The 16,407-nt window shown below is 63.8% G+C and carries 13 protein-coding genes, 2 tRNA genes and 1 rRNA gene; 10 read left to right on the top strand and 6 right to left on the bottom strand.

Translation table 11 applies throughout. The features are described 5' to 3' along the window. The first annotated feature begins 28 nt into the window (after positions 1–28). Genes KSS90_RS19625 through KSS90_RS19615 form a run of 3 tightly spaced genes read left to right on the top strand, consistent with a single transcriptional unit; the run spans position 29 to position 3,082 of the window. Entirely contained in the window at positions 29–2,017 is a 1,989-nt protein-coding gene (locus KSS90_RS19625) for an FUSC family protein (protein ID WP_217866900.1), read from the top strand. Next, positions 2,004–2,210, top strand: coding sequence for a DUF1656 domain-containing protein (locus KSS90_RS19620; protein WP_217866899.1), 207 nt, complete (start codon positions 2,004–2,006; stop codon positions 2,208–2,210). Before KSS90_RS19625 ends, KSS90_RS19620 begins: the two co-directional genes overlap by 14 nt. An 11-nt stretch (positions 2,211–2,221) precedes the next feature. Next, positions 2,222–3,082 carry an efflux RND transporter periplasmic adaptor subunit gene (locus KSS90_RS19615; protein WP_217866898.1) on the top strand — a complete coding sequence of 287 codons (861 nt, stop codon included), beginning with the start codon at positions 2,222–2,224 and terminating at the stop codon, positions 3,080–3,082. Between the two features lie 109 nt (positions 3,083–3,191). Here KSS90_RS19615 and KSS90_RS19610 read toward each other — a convergent pair whose 3' ends face one another. Then, entirely contained in the window at positions 3,192–3,920 is a 729-nt protein-coding gene (locus KSS90_RS19610; RefSeq protein WP_217866897.1) for an SDR family oxidoreductase, read from the bottom strand. Positions 3,921–4,021: 101 nt separating this feature from the next. Between KSS90_RS19610 and KSS90_RS19605 the strand changes: the two genes are divergently transcribed. Continuing rightward, complete coding sequence (locus KSS90_RS19605; RefSeq protein ID WP_046854499.1) at positions 4,022–4,801, top strand: LysR family transcriptional regulator; 780 nt, start codon at positions 4,022–4,024, stop codon at positions 4,799–4,801. A gap of 21 nt (positions 4,802–4,822) precedes the next feature. Here KSS90_RS19605 and KSS90_RS19600 read toward each other — a convergent pair whose 3' ends face one another. Next, positions 4,823–5,581: an SDR family NAD(P)-dependent oxidoreductase gene (locus KSS90_RS19600; RefSeq protein ID WP_217866896.1), complete on the bottom strand. Its 759-nt coding sequence runs from the start codon at positions 5,579–5,581 to the stop codon at positions 4,823–4,825. A 114-nt stretch (positions 5,582–5,695) separates the two neighbouring features. Here KSS90_RS19600 and KSS90_RS19595 point away from each other — a divergent pair, with 114 nt between their 5' ends. Then, entirely contained in the window at positions 5,696–6,613 is a 918-nt protein-coding gene (locus KSS90_RS19595) for a LysR family transcriptional regulator (protein WP_217866895.1), read from the top strand. Here the strand turns inward: KSS90_RS19595 and KSS90_RS19590 are convergent. Then, positions 6,552–7,766 (bottom strand): GAF domain-containing sensor histidine kinase, encoded by a 1,215-nt coding sequence (locus KSS90_RS19590; protein WP_217866894.1) that lies wholly within the window; start codon positions 7,764–7,766, stop codon positions 6,552–6,554. The two genes, KSS90_RS19595 and KSS90_RS19590, sit on opposite strands and share 62 nt — an antisense overlap. A gap of 182 nt (positions 7,767–7,948) precedes the next feature. Between KSS90_RS19590 and KSS90_RS19585 the strand changes: the two genes are divergently transcribed. Beyond that, positions 7,949–8,269, top strand: coding sequence for a DUF2025 family protein (locus tag KSS90_RS19585; protein ID WP_217866893.1), 321 nt, complete (start codon positions 7,949–7,951; stop codon positions 8,267–8,269). Positions 8,270–8,286: 17 nt separating this feature from the next. Here KSS90_RS19585 and KSS90_RS19580 read toward each other — a convergent pair whose 3' ends face one another. Both KSS90_RS19580 and KSS90_RS19575 read right to left on the bottom strand, forming a co-directional pair. Continuing rightward, entirely contained in the window at positions 8,287–10,869 is a 2,583-nt protein-coding gene (locus KSS90_RS19580; protein ID WP_217866892.1) for a bifunctional diguanylate cyclase/phosphodiesterase, read from the bottom strand. A 52-nt stretch (positions 10,870–10,921) separates the two neighbouring features. Further along, a complete protein-coding gene (locus tag KSS90_RS19575) occupies positions 10,922–11,998 on the bottom strand; it encodes a diguanylate cyclase (protein ID WP_217866891.1) in 1,077 nt (358 codons plus the stop codon). A 125-nt stretch (positions 11,999–12,123) separates the two neighbouring features. On the opposite strand from KSS90_RS19575, the gene KSS90_RS19570 reads away from it, so the two are divergent. Next, positions 12,124–13,218 (top strand): MBL fold metallo-hydrolase, encoded by a 1,095-nt coding sequence (locus KSS90_RS19570; RefSeq protein WP_217866890.1) that lies wholly within the window; start codon positions 12,124–12,126, stop codon positions 13,216–13,218. Here KSS90_RS19570 and KSS90_RS19565 read toward each other — a convergent pair. Beyond that, a complete protein-coding gene (locus KSS90_RS19565; RefSeq protein WP_217866889.1) occupies positions 13,215–14,090 on the bottom strand; it encodes a formate/nitrite transporter family protein in 876 nt (291 codons plus the stop codon). The genes KSS90_RS19570 and KSS90_RS19565 overlap by 4 nt on opposite strands. A 459-nt stretch (positions 14,091–14,549) precedes the next feature. Here KSS90_RS19565 and KSS90_RS19560 point away from each other — a divergent pair. The 3 genes from KSS90_RS19560 to KSS90_RS19550 all read left to right on the top strand — a co-directional run bounded on the left by KSS90_RS19560 (position 14,550) and on the right by KSS90_RS19550 (position 16,348). Beyond that, positions 14,550–16,086, top strand: a 16S ribosomal RNA gene (locus KSS90_RS19560). Between the two features lie 86 nt (positions 16,087–16,172). Further along, positions 16,173–16,249 (top strand) — tRNA-Ile (locus KSS90_RS19555). Between the two features lie 23 nt (positions 16,250–16,272). Continuing rightward, positions 16,273–16,348: transfer RNA gene (locus tag KSS90_RS19550), tRNA-Ala, on the top strand. The last annotated feature ends 59 nt before the right edge of the window (positions 16,349–16,407 follow it).

Raw genomic sequence — 16,407 nt, 5'->3', positions numbered from 1 at the left:
CTACCCCAGCGCCCCCAAGGTCCGATTCGTGCCCATTACCTTCCAGGCCCTGTTCGCACCCCACAGCCTCGCCCTCAAGTTCGCCATCAAGACCTTGCTCGGTGGCGGCCTGGCCTTGTGGCTGGCGATGCGCTGGGGCCTCGAGCAACCGTCCTGGGCGTTGATGACCGCGTTCATCGTTGCCCAGCCGTTGTCGGGAATGGTGGTGCAGAAGGGCCTGGCGCGCTTGGCCGGCACCCTGGTCGGCACCTGCATGTCGGTGCTGTTCATCGGCCTGTTCGCCCAGACACCCTGGCTGTTCCTGCTGACCCTGGCCTTGTGGCTGGCCCTGTGTACCGCTGCTTCGACCCAGCTGCGTAGCGCCTGGGCCTACGCTTTCGTGTTGGCCGGCTACACCGTGGCGATCATTGCCCTGCCGGCGGTCGATCACCCGCTGCAAGTGTTCGACCAGGCCGTGGCGCGCTGCACCGAGATCTGCCTGGGTATCTGCTGCGCCACCGCGACCAGTGCGCTGGTCTGGCCCATGCGCGTCGAGCAGCAGTTGGCCGGCCAGGCTCGTCAGGCCTGGCACAATGGCCTGCAGGCGGCCAGCGCCATGCTCGGCGGTGAGGACGAGGCGCGCAAGGGCCTGCTCGACAGCCTCGGGCGCATTGTCGCCATTGACGCGCAGCGCGAGCACGCCTGGTTCGAAGGGCGCCGCGGCCGGCAGCGCGCCCGGGCGATTCGTGGCCTGAGCCAGACGCTGATGGTGCTGTTGCGCCTCTCACGCTCGGTGCGCAGGCAGTGGCGCCAGCTTGATGAAGGCGAAGCCGGTCGTTTGGCGCCATGGCTGGACGAGGTGCGCGCGCACCTGGCCAGCGCCGAGCAGCCCAGCTTGCTGCTGTTGCGCCAACGTGTCTGGGACGCCGCTCATGACGAGCGAATCAGCCCCGCCGAGCATTACTGCCTGGCGCGCCTGACGCTGCTGCTGGACTACGCGATGGCCACGGCCCAGGCGCTCGACGATGTGGAGCAGGGGCGCGCGCCAAGGCAGGCGTCGCAGAGCCTGGCGGCCCATCGCGACCTGTCTTTGGCTCTGCTGTTCGGTTCGCGTAGCGCGCTGGCCTTCCTGGCCATGAGCAGTTTCTGGCTGGCCACGGCCTGGCCTTCGGCGCCCGGCGGGCTGGTGCTCACCTGCGTGGTGTGCAGCTTGTTCGCGAGCCGCGAGAATGGCGCACAGATCGGCCTGAGCTTTCTGCGCGGCATCCTGCTGGCCATCCCGGCGGCGTTGCTGGTGGGGCAGATCCTGCTGCCGCAATGGAGCAGTTTCGCCATGCTCTGTTTGGGCATGGGCGTGCCGCTGTTCTTCGGCGCCCTGGGCATGGCCCATCCGCGTACTGGGGCGACCGCCACCTCGTATTGCCTGCACTTCATCGTCCTGGTGGCGCCGCTCAACGCGATGCACTTCGACGTGGCGACCCTGCTCAACAGCGCCCAGGCCATGCTGGTGGGTGTGGGCGCCGCAGTGCTGGCGTTCCGGCTGCTGGTGCTGCGTCACCCAGCTTGGCTCGGCCGGCGCCTGCGCGCGGCCACGCAGAGCGATCTGGTGCGCCTGACCCGGCGCGACCTGCGCGGTGCCGACAGCTGGTTCGGCGGGCGCATGGCTGATCGCCTGATGCAGCTGGCGCGGCACGCCAGCGAGCTGCCCGAAACCGAGCGCAAGCGCTGGGACGATGGCCTGCATGGCCTGGATATCGGTGATGAGCTGGTGCATCTGCGCATGTGCCTGGCGGTGGCCAAGGCACCGCTGGGCGATGCCGAGCGCCAGTACTTGCAGCAGTTGCAGGTGGTGCTCGCCAGTGGCCCGGCACCGGGGCGCGGCCAGCGCCTGGACGTTGCCAGCGAACAGTTCATCGAGGCCCTGCGCCGCCAGCCGCCCAGCGACCCGCTGCGCCTGGCCGTTGGTGCGGTGCTGCAGTTGCGCAATAGCTGGGGCAAGTGGTGCCGCTGGCAGGAGGAAACCCATGGGGTTGCGTGAGTGGGCGCTGGGCGGCGTGCTGCTCAGCCCGTTTTTGATCTATGTCGCGCTGGCGCTGCTGTTGACCGGTCTGCTGCGCTTACTCGTGCAGGCTACGCCCCTGGGGCGCTGGATCTGGCATGAGGCGTTGTTCGACGCGGCGCTGTTCGTCTGTGTGCTGTACCTGGTGGTGCGCTTGTCTGGCCCTTTGTAAGGAGTAAGTCCATGCGTACAGCCGTACGTGTTCTGGTCACCCTGTGCGTGGTGATGCTTGCCGTGTTCGCCGGCTATCGACTGTGGCAGTACTACATGCTCACGCCCTGGACTCGGGATGCCCGGGTGCGTGCCGATGTGGTGGTGGTCGCCCCCGACGTATCCGGTTGGGTGAGTACGCTGAAGGTACGCGACAACCAGCAGGTCAAGGCCGGCGACCTGCTGATGACCATCGACCGCGAACGGTTCCAGGCCGCTTTCGATCAGGCCGGTGCCGTGGTCGAGACGCGTACCCAGCAGCTGCGCCTGCGCGAGCGCGAGGCCGCACGGCGCACGGCCCTGGGGCCGGAAGCGATCAGTGCCGAGTTGCGCGAGAACGCCCAGATCAACGCGGCCATCGCCCGCGGCGAACTGCACGAGGCCGCGGCCCAGCTGCAAGTGGCCAGGATCAACCTGGCCCGCAGCGAAGTACGCGCTCCGCGCGGTGGGCATATCACCAATCTGCGGCTGGCCGAGGGCAATTTCGTCAACACCGGGCAATCGGTCATGGCGCTGGTGGACGATGCCACTTTCTATATCCAGGCGTATTTCGAAGAAACCAAGCTGCCGCGGATTCGTGTCGGCGACCCGGTCAAGGTCTGGCTGATGGGGGCTGGCGAGGCCATGCAAGGACATGTGGAAAGCATCAGTCGGGGGATCACCGACCGCAACTCGACGCCGGACGGGCAACTGCTGCCCGAGGTGGAGCCGACGTTCAACTGGGTGCGCCTGGCGCAGCGGATCCCCGTACGCATTCGCCTGGATCAGGTACCCGAGGGCGTGACCCTGAGCGCCGGCATGACGGCTAGCGTACAGGTGCATGAAGCGCCTTGAGGGGGCAGGCCAGCTCCCACTGGGATTGCACATGACTTGAGGCCGGCGCGGTCATCGTGGGAGCCGGCTCGCTGGCGAAAGGGGCGCATCGCGCCCCCGGTACTCAGCCTCAAGGCTGCTGGGCAGTCGCCGCCAGCACGATCTCGCGAATGCACACCTGCTGCGGCTGCTGGTAGGCCCAGACGATAGCCCCGGCAACATCTTCCGCCGCCAGCACCACGCCGCCCATGTCATTGGCCTTCCAGGCCTCGTAGTCACGCTTGATGCCCTCGTCGGTGGTATGCCCGAGCAGCTCGGTCTCCACCGCCCCCGGCGCGATGGTCACCACCCGCACATTGTGCGCTGCCAGCTCCTCGCGCAGGTTCTCCGACAACCCATGCACGGCGAACTTGCTGCCTACGTAGGCCACATGGTTGGGGAAGGTCTTGCGTCCGGCCACTGAGCTGACATTGATCAGGGTGCCATGGCGCCGCTCGACCATCCCGCCGACCAGCGCATGTACGCCGTTGAGCAGGCCTTTGACGTTGATGTCGAACATGCGCTCCCATTGTTCCGGGTCCTGTTCGTGCATCTGCCCCAGCAGCATCACCCCGGCATTGTTCACCAGGGCATCGGCCGGCCCGTACACGGCTTCGGCCTCGGCCACGGCGGCCACCAGCGCCGCGCGGTCGCGGATATCCACGGCGCGGCACAGGCAATCGGGCAACGCCAGCGCCTCCAGGCGATCCAGGCGGCGGGCGATCAGCAACAGCGGATGGCCCGCGGCGGAAAAGCGTTGGGCGGTGGCGGCGCCGATACCGGAGCTGGCACCGGTGATAATGATCAGGGGTTTGTTCATGGTTGCCTCCCAGGCATAATCGCTTTCGATGGCCGGGATTCTAAATAGCCCTTTCGGCCATGAAAAACGGCTTATTTCTCTGGCTGGCATCGTTTCTATCTATGGATATCCGTCATCTCAAGGCATTTATCGCGGTCTTCGAAGCGCGCAATATCACTGTAGCCGCCCAGCGCCTGTGCGTGGCGCAACCGACCTTGTCGGTGACCATCCGCCAGCTGGAGGATGACCTCGGCGCCGAGCTGTTCCTGCGTCAGGCCCGTGGGGTCGAAGTCAGTGAGCAGGCGCGTGAGCTGTATCCCCAGGCCTGCCGCATGGTGGCCGAGGCCGACGCGCTGCGTCTGCGCTTTCGCCAGGGGCAGGAGCGGGTGCCTTTGGCCCTGGGCATCGAGACGGACATCGCGCCGGCCCAGGTCGAAGCCTGCGTGCGCCTGGCCAGCCAGGCGGTGGCGGGCCTGCAATTGACTTTGCTCGAAGGCTGCGACGGGGATGCGCGGTTGGCCGACGAGGCCCAGCGCTGCGAGGACGAACTGTTCCTGCCATTGTGGGAGGAGGCCTTCGTGCTGGTAATGGCGACCGGCAGCCAGCCGGACGGGCGCTGGATCACCTGCCCGCAGCATCCTTCGCACCAGCGCCTGATGGGGTTGTACGGCGAAGGCGAGCAGGTCGGCCAGGCCGGTTCGTTGCAACTGGCGCTGGCCATGGTCGCCGCCGGGCTGGGCGCGGCATGGTTGCCGCAGTCTCTGGCCGAGCGCTGTCCCGGGGTCTACTGGCGGCCCGGCAGCGGCCTGGCACTGCGGCGCCGGGTCGGCTTGTGCATCACCCATGAGGCTTTGTCACTTCCTGCCGTCGCCGCGCTGCACCAGGCCTTGAACCGAGCTTGAGCGCATTGCGCAGCGTATACCTCAGAGGAACATGCCCCCCGACACCTCCAGCCGCTGCCCGTTGATCCAGCCATTGCCATCCTCCAGCAACAAGGCAACGGCCGCGCCGATATCGTCCGGCAGGCCGACCCGGCCCAGGGCGGTGTTGCCAGCGATGTAGTCATTGACCTGCTGGTTGTCACGCACCACGCCCCCGCCGAAGTCGGTCTCGATGGCGCCCGGCGCGAGAATGTTCACACGGATGCCGCGTGCGCCCAGCTCCTTGGCCTGGTAGCGGGTCAGCACTTCCATGGCCCCCTTCATGGCCGCGTAGGCGGCGTAGCCGGGCAGGGCGAAGCGGGTCAGACCAGTGGAGATGTTGACGATGCGCCCGCCGTCGGCCAGCAGCGGCAGCAGGCGCTGGGTAAGGAAGAACGGGCCCTTGAGCTGGATATTCAGCAACTGGTCGAACTGCGCCTCGCTGGTCTCGCTGAATGGCACGTTCAGGCCGATGCCGGCGTTGTTTACCAGGAAGTCCAGCTGACGGCGGCCGAACTGCTGTTCGAGGGTGTCGCCCAGGCGTTCGACGAAATTTGCGAAGCTGGCGCTGTCGCTGACGTCCAGTTGCAGCATGGCGGCGCGCACGCCGGCCTGCTCCAGCGTGGCCGCCACGGCGCGGGCTTCGTCGGCCTTGCTGTGGTAGGTGCCGATGATGTCGATGCCACGGGCGGCCAGGTGTTCGGCGGTGTTCTTGCCCAGGCCGCGGCTGGCGCCGGTGATCAGTGCGATCTTGCGAGTCATGTCGGATACCTCGTTGTGGGTGGCTGTTGCTGACAGGTTATTGATCGGGGATAGGCTGTTAAATCCACGGATTCCGGAAATACTGTTCGCATCAATCGGACAATGAGGATGGGTATGAACAAGCTGGATCTGCTGCGTACCTTTGTCAGGGTCAGCGAACTGAGCAGTTTCACCCTGGCCGGCGAAAGCCTGGGGCTGCCGCGCTCGACCGTCTCCGAACAGGTGCGGGCGCTGGAGAACCTGCTCGGTACGCGCCTGTTCAACCGCACCACGCGCCGGGTGCGCACGACCCAGGACGGCGCCCTGTTGTACGAGCGCAGCAAGGACCTGCTGTCGGGCATGGACGAAATCGAAAGCCTGTTCAGCGCCGACGATGCCGAACTGGCCGGGCGCCTGCGCATCGACCTGCCGACCATGATGGCGCGGCGGGTCATCGTGCCGGCGTTGCCGCAGTTTCTTGAACGCTTCCCGCGCCTGGACGTGGAGATCAGTTGCACTGATCGCCAGGTCGACCTGCTGCGCGAAGGCTTCGACTGCGTGATGCGTATCGGTGCGCTCAGCGACCTGGACGTGGTGGCGCGCCCGGTCGGGCGCCTGAGCATGCGCAACTGCGCCAGCCCCGTATATCTCGAACGCCATGGGATACCCCGCAGCCTCGAGGACCTGGCCGGCCATCAACTGATCCACTACGTGCGCAACCTCGGCGCTCGCAGTGCCGGGTTCGAATACGAACAGGGCGGCGAGCTACGCTTCCAGGCCATGGCTGGCGTGGTCACGGTAAACAACGCCGAAGCCTATTCCGCCGCCTGCCTGGCTGGGCTCGGCCTGATCCAGGTGCCGGCGGTAGGTGTCGATGAACACCTTCGCCAAGGTGAACTGGTGTCACTGCTCGAGCCCTGGCAGGCGCGGGCCATGCCGGTGTCGCTGTTGTATGCGCGGCAGCGTCATGTGCCGCGCCGGGTACAGGCGTTCATGAACTGGCTGGCGGTGCTGCTGGAGTCTCAGGTCGACCCTTCGGCAGGCGAAAACTGAACAGTGTGCCGGCCTCGGCGCTGGAGGTCACCTCCATGCGGCCGCCATGGGCCAGGGCGATCTGCTTGGCAATGTACAGCCCCAGGCCCAGGCCGGGCTGGGGCGCGCCGGAGATCGGCCGGCTGAAAGGCTCGAACAGCAGGGGCAGGGTTTGCGGGGCGATCGGCGTACCCTGGTTATGCACGCTCAGGTCGAAGGTACTGTCGTTGAGGCTGGCACGCACGGTCACCGGGCCTTGTGGGTCGCCATGGAGGAGCGCATTGGCGATCAGGTTGGACAACAGTTGCGTGATCCGCTCGCGGTCACACAGCAGGCCGCCGACCTGGCCGATGTCGAGGATGATGCGCCGCTGCGGGTGGACACGCTGCAGCTCGGAGGCCACATGGCCGAGAGCGTCCGGTAGGTCGTGGCAGGGCTGCAGGTTCAGTGGGATCCCGGCACCAAGACGGCCACGGGCGAAATCCAGCATGTCGCGCACCAGCTCGGTGGCTCGCTGGCCGCAGGTGAGGATATGCAGGGCAATGGCCCGTTGCTTGTCGTCGGTCAGGCGCTGGCTGAGCAGTTCGGCACCGGCGGTGATGGCGAACAGCGGGTTGCGCAGGTCGTGGCCGAGCACGGCGATGAATTGCTCGCGCACCTCGGCCATGGCCCGCTCTTTGTGCAGGGCGCGCTCGGTACGTTGGGCGCTTTCCTCGCTTTCGATCTGGATGGCCAGCAGGCGGGCGAACGATTCCATCATTGGCTGGATTGCCGTGCCCTTGAGTGGCGTTGGCTGGGCGTCCAGGGCACAGATGGTACCGAAGAAGCTGCCGTCGGTACGTAGCACCGGAACCGAAATGTAGCTTTCGAAGCGGTACTGGCGTGGGGCGTGGTGACGGCAGTACTGCTCGTCCTCGCTGGCCTTGTCGATCACGATGGTCTGGCGTGTGCTGCGGATTTCGTGGCACAGCGTGGTGGCCACCTCGAGTTCGCCGCCTACCTCGAGGCCGAATCCCAGGGTGTCGAGCACCGCGCAAGCGGTCCAGCTGCTCTCGGTCACCCGGGCCACGGCGGCAAAGCGCAGGCCGGTGGTCTCGCAGATGACCTGGAGGATGGCCGGCACGGCGTTGATGCGACCAATGATGGCGATGTCGGCGGTGACGGCCTGGGTCATGGGGGCGGATCCGATAACGACGAAGGGGCTCGAAAATCCAGTCTAGCGGGCCTTGGCCTGGGGGAGGAAAAACCTTGGCGAACGGTCTGGCACTTGGGTTAGGCTGGCACCTGCGCGTTGCCCGCCAGAGGCGACCGCCCCCTCTGCGTGCGTCACTTCCGAATTCTTTGCGAGGTTACGCCATGGCCATCACATCCCAGGACATCTGCATCGCCGCCGACCAGCTCAAGGGCTTCGTCGGCTTTCACGGCAAACGCGGCACCCATATCGTGCGGTTTTCAGAGGACGCGTTCGGCATGGACGTGGCCGACGATAGCATCACCCCCTGCAGCGAGTTCGTCTGGCGGCCCGAGGCCGGTGCATGCATGGCGCTGTGCCGGGAGCGCCTGGCGTTGCTGCTGGAACAGCATGTGGACGATCGGTTGAACATCGGCGAGCCATTGCGCATCTACCTCAACCGTACCGACCTGCCGGAGATCGTGGCTGAGCGCAGCCTGCGCTGAGTCCCGTGGCAGCGCATTCAGGACGCATCCTGGCGAACTTCGCGGTTCGCCAGCAGCGCCTCGAACCCTGCCCGGTCCACGGGCTTGCTCAGGTAGTAGCCCTGCACCTCGTGGCACTGCTCCTTGTCCAGCGCCTTCAATTGCTGCTCGGTCTCCACGCCCTCGGCGGTCACCGTCAGCCCCATGGCCTTGCCCAGGTTGATGATCGCCTGGACCACGGCCCGGTCGTTGCCGCTCTGGCTGCTCAACCCGGCGATGAAGCGCTTGTCGATCTTGATGCTGTCGAAGGGGTAGGTGCGCAGGTAGCCCAGTGACGAGTAGCCGGTGCCGAAGTCGTCCATGTTCAGGCGCACGCCCAGTTCTTTGAGCGCGAGCATGGTGCCCAGGGCGCCTTCGATGTCGTTGAGCATCACGTTCTCGGTGATTTCCAGCTCCAGGCGCTGGGCCGGGAATCCGGTGTCCAGCAACACCTGGCGCACATCGGCGACCACATCGCTGCGGGAGAACTGCGCGGGCGACAGGTTTACCGAGACCAGCAGCTCTTCGGGCCAGTCACGGGCATTGCGGCAGGCTTCTTCGAGCACCCAGCGGCCCAGCGGGACGATGAGGTCGCTCTGTTCTGCGAGCGGAATGAAGGTGTCTGGCCCGATCAGCCCTTCCTGGGGATGCTCCCAGCGCAAAAGGGCTTCCACCGAAACGATGCGCAGGTCGTTCAGGCGGTAGCGTGGCTGGTAGTGCAGCACGAACTCGTGCTGCTTGATGGCCCGGCGCAGGTCGTTTTCCAACTGACGGCGGTATTGGATCTGCTGGTTCATCTCCGGCGAGAAGTAGCGCCAGGTGTTCTTACCGTCGGCCTTGGCCTGGTACAGGGCGATGTCGGCGCAACGGATCAGTTCGCCGGCATCGTAGCCCTGGGCCCGGGTCTGGGCGATGCCGATGCTGGCGCCGATGTGCAACTGGTGCTCCTCGAAACCGATGGGTTGTTGCAACAGGTCGAGCAGACGAGCGCAGAAACGATCGATTTCGCTGCGGTTGTCCAGGCCATGCAGGACCAGAACGAACTCGTCGCCGCCCAGACGGGCGACCAGGTCATCGTCACGGGTGGTATCGCGCAGGCGGCTGGCTACCTCCTGCAGCACCGCATCGCCAGCGGGGTGGCCGAGGGAATCGTTGATCGGCTTGAAGCTGTCCAGGTCGAGCAGCAGCAGGGTCAGGGGCGGCGAGTCGCTGCCGCGCAGCAGGGCTTGTTCGAGGTGGCGCGACAGCTTGTTGCGGTTGGCCAGGCCTGTCAGGGCGTCGTGCATCGACAGGTGCTGGATGCGGGCATGGGCGGCGACCTCGTCGGTGATGTCGCTGGCGGTGCCGCGAAATCCGGCGAGCTTGCCTTCGTAGATGATCGAGCGCGCCGACACGCGGCAGTAACGGTTCTGCCCGGTGGCGTCATCGTAGTTGCAACGCAGGTTTGCCAGTTGCTGCGTGTCGCTGTCGGCTTCGTTGTCGAGCCAGGGCAGCAGGGGCGTGGTGTCGCAGGCCAGCAACTGGTTGAGCGGCTGGCCGAGCCAGTCCTCGATGCGGTAGCCGGTAACGCTGACGAAGCGCTGCGACAGGTAGGTCAGGCGGTGATGGCGGTCGGTTTCCCAGATCCAGTCGGAGGCGGCTTCGGCCACTGCGCGAAAGCGCTGCTCGCTGGCTTCCAGGGCGCGGTTGCTCTGCTGCAATCGCAGCAGGCTTTCATCTATTGCCCGGGAACTGCGCAGGGCGTGGCGGAACAGGTAGAGCAGCACCAGGCCGAGTACCAGGAACACCGCCAGCAGCGGCGGCAGGAAGGCGTGGAGCAGCTGGCGACCCGGCAGCGGCGTGTTCCAGGCCAGGTGGTAGCCGGTTTCGCCCACGGCGATATGCGGTTGTCCGGCCTGGGCGGCACCGTTCTTTTCCAGGCGCATACCGGTCAGGCCTGCGCCCTTGCCCAGCACGGAGAGCTTGGCCTCGGTCAACTGGTCGACGAACACCATTACCGGTGCCTGGCGCACATCCGCCTCGGTCACTTCCTTGTCCTGGCGCACCGCCGCAGCGCTGAGCACCGCCGGCCAGCCGTTGAAACGCACGAAGTGGGTCACCTGCTCGCGGGCCGGAGCCGCCTTGCGCGCCGCGTCGATGATCGCCGCCAGAGGGCTGTCGATATGTGCGCTGGCCGGCGAGTCGGTGGGCTTGCCCTTGAACAGGGCATAGGTGGTGCGGCCATCCTCGACCACGAACACGCCTTCGTAGCCGCTGGCACTGTACAGCGACTCGCCGACATTCTTCTCGGCATAGGCCCACTGCCAGTCGACCTTGCCTACCAGATGTTCGTAGGCGGCGTCCCAGACGGCGTAGCTGGAGAGGAACTGGCGCGAGGCAACCAGCCGTTGTTCCAGCGCCTGGGAGGCCTGGAAGGTGCTTTGCTCCAGCGCCTGGCGGTCCAGCGTGGCGGCGATGTTGAACAATGCCACCAGGGTGAACACGCAAGCGAGCCCGAACAGCGCGCAGAAGCCGCCGACCAGGCGACGCACCTGCAGGCGCGAGGTGGGGCTGGAGGGTGAAAGGTCGACGTTCCTGTCCATGTACGGGCGACTCCTTCAACTGCTGTCTTGCGCCCGAGGCCTGGGCGAAGGTTCAGTCAGGATAGGCCAGCCTGAGCGTGGCGGCCTCGCCGCGAGCGAAATTGACCTGGTCGCGACCCTGGTGCTTGGCGGCATACAGGGCCTTGTCGGCCTGTTCCAGCCAATGCTCGGGCGAGGCGAGGTCTGGACGAAAGTCTGCCAGGCCGATGCTCAGGCTGATGCGCAGGTCCGGCAGTTGCGGGTTGCGGTAGGCGCCCACGTGTTCGCGCAGGCGCTCCATTGCCTGGCAGGCCTGGGCTTCGTGGGTGCCGGGGAGGATCACGCAGAACTCGTCGCCGCCATAGCGTCCGGCCAGGTCGTCCTCGCGCAGGTTGCGTTTGAGCTCCTGGCTGAGCTGGCGCAGCACACAGTCGCCTACCACATGGCCGTAGGTGTCATTGATAGTCTTGAAGTGGTCGATGTCGATCAGCGCGATGACGGCCGGCAGCCGTTGCTGCTGGCAGATCTGGAACTTGAGCAGCAACAGGTCTTTCCATGAGCCATGATTGAGCAGGCCGGTGAGGCTGTCGGTGCGGCTCAGGGCGCTGAGGCGGCGCTTGTGTTCGGCCAGCTTGATCGCCAGCTGATAGCACACCCAGCCCAGTGCCAAGGGGTATAGGGTGAGCATCGGCAGGCAAGCGAGGACCTGGAGCTGCGTAGCCTGGGGCTGTACGCCGGTGCCGAGCAGGGCGCTGGCCAGCAGCATGCCCGCCAGTTGGGCCAGCATGCCGCGCACCAGCACCCGTTTGCCACCGGCGGCGACGTTGTTCATGGTCATCATCGACAGGATGGTGACGCTGGGCAGCGGGTTGAAATGCATCGCCGCGGTCCAGAACCCGCCCATCAGCGAATCCAGCAGAATGTTGCGTTGCTCGGCCTGGTAGGGGGTGGCCGAGCGCAGGGCCCACTGGTAGGCCAGGTGCGGCCAAAGCAGGCCGTTAAACAGCAGTAGGGCCCAGGTCCACTGCGGCGGGTTCAGCGGTGCGATGGCGGCCATCACGCTGAATAGGCCAATCCCCAGGCCGATGATGCGCGGCAGGTAGATGCGCCTGACGAAAGAGAGCCCCTTGCCGCTGCGGTTGTCGATCATGGTTGTCGTTCTTCTGTGGGGCGCCGTTTATCGCATAAGTCGTGTGAATATTGTTGAACAATCGTTCATCGGCGAAAAATGACCTTACAAGCCATTTCACGGTTGATCCGACCCTGTGGAGTAATATGAAGGCTTTCCTCTTTTGCGGAGTGCTGCTGCTCATGGTCCCCATGGCTACCCCCGCCGGCGAGCCGGCACCGCAGCGTGACGGACGCTTTCACAACCAGGTTGAACTGCCCAAGGATGGCGTGCTCAAGAAGCTGCGCATCGGCATCAAGTACCTGTTGCTGCGCAAGCCGCCGCAAACCCGACCAGATGCGGCGCTGAGCCTGCAGCCGATGACCCGTCAGCAGGTGGCCGACGCCCCGGATCACAGCCTGTGGCGTCTCGGGCACTCCACCGTACTGCTCAAGCTGCGTGGGCGTTTCTTCATTACCGACCCGGTGTTCGCCGAGCGCGCCTCACCGGTGCAGTGGGCCGGGCCGTTGCGCTTCCATGCGCCACCGCTGGCGCTTAGCGACCTGCCGCCGCTGACTGCGGTGATTCTTTCCCACGACCATTTCGACCATCTGGATGAGCAGGCCATCCGCCAGCTGGCGCCGCGCACCGAGTATTTCCTCGCTCCGTTAGGCGTGGGGGATTTGCTCGTCGAGTGGGGCGTGCCGCCGGCCAAGGTGCGGCAACTGGACTGGTGGCAGGAAACCGCAGTCGAAGGCGTGCGCTTCGTCGCTACGCCCGCCCAGCACTTTTCCGGGCGCGGGTTGTTCGACAGCAATCGCAGGCTCTGGGCGTCCTGGGTGATGATCGACGAAGGGCTGCGGCTGTTCTTCAGTGGCGATACCGGCTATTTCCGCGGTTTCCGTGAAATCGGCGAGCAGTATGGACCGTTCGATCTGACCTTGATGGAGACCGGCGCCTATAACGTTGCCTGGCCCAATGTGCATATGCAGCCGGAGCAGACCCTGCAGGCGCACCTGGACTTGCGAGGCCGCTGGCTGTTGCCGATTCATAACGGCACCTTCGACCTGTCCATCCACGGTTGGCAGGAGCCCTTCGAGCGTATCCTGGCCCTGGCCAACGCCGCGCAGGTGCAACTGAGCACGCCGCAGATGGGCGAGCGGGTCAGCCTCGACTCGCCGCACTCCGGGCAGAACTGGTGGCGGCCAAGGCCATTGCCGCAGCGGGGCAGGGGAGCCGAGCGGGCGGTTGCGGCGCGCTAGTCCTTTTTCGGCTTTTCATACTTGAGCAATTGCGAGGGGGGCTTGCCGCTGTCGCTGCGTACTTGGGCGTGGCTGATCAGGGCAAAGATGAAACTGCCGCCGATGATGTTGCCCGCCAGGGTGGGTAGTGCGAAGTCGAGCCAGAACGCTTGCCAGGTTTCATCGCCGGCCCAGACCAGGTACGACACTTCTACCGAGCCCACGACAATGTGGGTGAAGTCGCCCAGGGCCATCAGGTAGGTGATCACCAGGATGATCCAGATCTTGGCGTGCTCCATGGACGGGATCATCCAGACCATGGTGGCGATCATCCACCCGGAGACGATGCCTTTGGCGAACATCTGGCTGATGTCGTTGGTCATCACCTTGCGACCTACATCTAGGAAAGCGATGTCGGTCTTGCTGTCGAAGATCGGCAGCTCGAGCATCACCCAGGCCACCAGCAACGTGCCGGCCAGGTTGCCGAGCAGGACGACGCTCCACAGGCGCAGCAGCCGGCCGAGGTTGCTCAGGGTGGGCGCGGTCATCACCGGGAGCACGGCGGTCAGGGTGTTCTCGGTGAACAGTTGCTGGCGGGCGAGGATCACCGCCAGGAAGCCTGCGCTGTAGCCCAGGCTGGCGACTACCTGGGCGCTGTCGCCTTCGGGCAGGCGGGCATAGAACAGCCCCATGGCCATCAACGACAGGCCCATGGTCAGACCGGCCGCCAGCGCGGACCACCATAATGCAGCGAGGGTGCGTTCCAGTTCCTGGTCGCCCTGATAGCGGATGATCTCGTGCAACACTGCCGCCCGCGGTGGCTGGTTGTGGCTGACTTCCTGCTCTTCGTCCGCCGATAGCCCCGGGGTCTTCTCATTCTGTGCATCGCTCATGGCAAAGCCGCTCCGCTTGCGTGTTTCTCTACAGAGCGGCAACCGTGGCGAATAGTTGCCGACGTGCCGCCGGATGGTGATCAAAAGTTTTTTAGATCAAGGTGTTGACTCTGAAATCAAACCGCGTATTATTCGCCTCCTCGCAGCGTTGAACGCCACGAGGCAAGCGGTAAGTTGTTGAGGTGGAAGGTGTTTTGAAAAAAGCGACTTCTGAAAAACTTCAAAATAAACGCTTGACAGCAGATGAGGAAAGCGTAGAATGCGCGCCTCGGTTGAGACGAAAGATTCTTAGCCAAACGCTCTTTAACAAATTGAATCAAGCAATTCGTGTGGGTGCTTGTGAGTACGGACTGATAGTCGCCAAGATTATCAGCATCACAAGTGGCCATGCGAGAAATCACATAGTCATTTGAGATTGCTGAGCCAAGTTTAGGGTTTCTTAAAAACCCAAGCAGTATTGAACTGAAGAGTTTGATCATGGCTCAGATTGAACGCTGGCGGCAGGCCTAACACATGCAAGTCGAGCGGATGACGGGAGCTTGCTCCTTGATTCAGCGGCGGACGGGTGAGTAATGCCTAGGAATCTGCCTGGTAGTGGGGGACAACGTTTCGAAAGGAACGCTAATACCGCATACGTCCTACGGGAGAAAGCAGGGGACCTTCGGGCCTTGCGCTATCAGATGAGCCTAGGTCGGATTAGCTAGTAGGTGAGGTAATGGCTCACCTAGGCGACGATCCGTAACTGGTCTGAGAGGATGATCAGTCACACTGGAACTGAGACACGGTCCAGACTCCTACGGGAGGCAGCAGTGGGGAATATTGGACAATGGGCGAAAGCCTGATCCAGCCATGCCGCGTGTGTGAAGAAGGTCTTCGGATTGTAAAGCACTTTAAGTTGGGAGGAAGGGTTGTACGTTAATACCGTGCAATTTTGACGTTACCGACAGAATAAGCACCGGCTAACTCTGTGCCAGCAGCCGCGGTAATACAGAGGGTGCAAGCGTTAATCGGAATTACTGGGCGTAAAGCGCGCGTAGGTGGTTCGTTAAGTTGGATGTGAAAGCCCCGGGCTCAACCTGGGAACTGCATCCAAAACTGGCGAGCTAGAGTATGGTAGAGGGTGGTGGAATTTCCTGTGTAGCGGTGAAATGCGTAGATATAGGAAGGAACACCAGTGGCGAAGGCGACCACCTGGACTGATACTGACACTGAGGTGCGAAAGCGTGGGGAGCAAACAGGATTAGATACCCTGGTAGTCCACGCCGTAAACGATGTCAACTAGCCGTTGGAATCCTTGAGATTTTAGTGGCGCAGCTAACGCATTAAGTTGACCGCCTGGGGAGTACGGCCGCAAGGTTAAAACTCAAATGAATTGACGGGGGCCCGCACAAGCGGTGGAGCATGTGGTTTAATTCGAAGCAACGCGAAGAACCTTACCAGGCCTTGACATGCAGAGAACTTTCCAGAGATGGATTGGTGCCTTCGGGAACTCTGACACAGGTGCTGCATGGCTGTCGTCAGCTCGTGTCGTGAGATGTTGGGTTAAGTCCCGTAACGAGCGCAACCCTTGTCCTTAGTTACCAGCACGTTATGGTGGGCACTCTAAGGAGACTGCCGGTGACAAACCGGAGGAAGGTGGGGATGACGTCAAGTCATCATGGCCCTTACGGCCTGGGCTACACACGTGCTACAATGGTCGGTACAGAGGGTTGCCAAGCCGCGAGGTGGAGCTAATCTCACAAAACCGATCGTAGTCCGGATCGCAGTCTGCAACTCGACTGCGTGAAGTCGGAATCGCTAGTAATCGCAAATCAGAATGTTGCGGTGAATACGTTCCCGGGCCTTGTACACACCGCCCGTCACACCATGGGAGTGGGTTGCACCAGAAGTAGCTAGTCTAACCTTCGGGAGGACGGTTACCACGGTGTGATTCATGACTGGGGTGAAGTCGTAACAAGGTAGCCGTAGGGGAACCTGCGGCTGGATCACCTCCTTAATCGAAGACATCAGCCTGCTGATGAGCTCCCACACGAATTGCTTGATTCATTGTGTAAAGACGATGCTGTAACGCGACCCTGTTATAGGTCTGTAGCTCAGTTGGTTAGAGCGCACCCCTGATAAGGGTGAGGTCGGCAGTTCAAATCTGCCCAGACCTACCAATTACTTGGTGCGGCTGGTCAATGGGGCCATAGCTCAGCTGGGAGAGCGCCTGCCTTGCACGCAGGAGGTCAGCGGTTCGATCCCGCTTGGCTCCACCACTCTTTCAGGTTTCGCAGCACTGCTCAGAACTTAGAAATGAACATTCGGTGATGAATGT

This window comes from Pseudomonas maumuensis, assembly GCF_019139675.1.
Lineage (GTDB): Bacteria > Pseudomonadota > Gammaproteobacteria > Pseudomonadales > Pseudomonadaceae > Aquipseudomonas > Aquipseudomonas maumuensis.
This window is presented reverse-complemented; position numbering and strand designations above follow the sequence as displayed.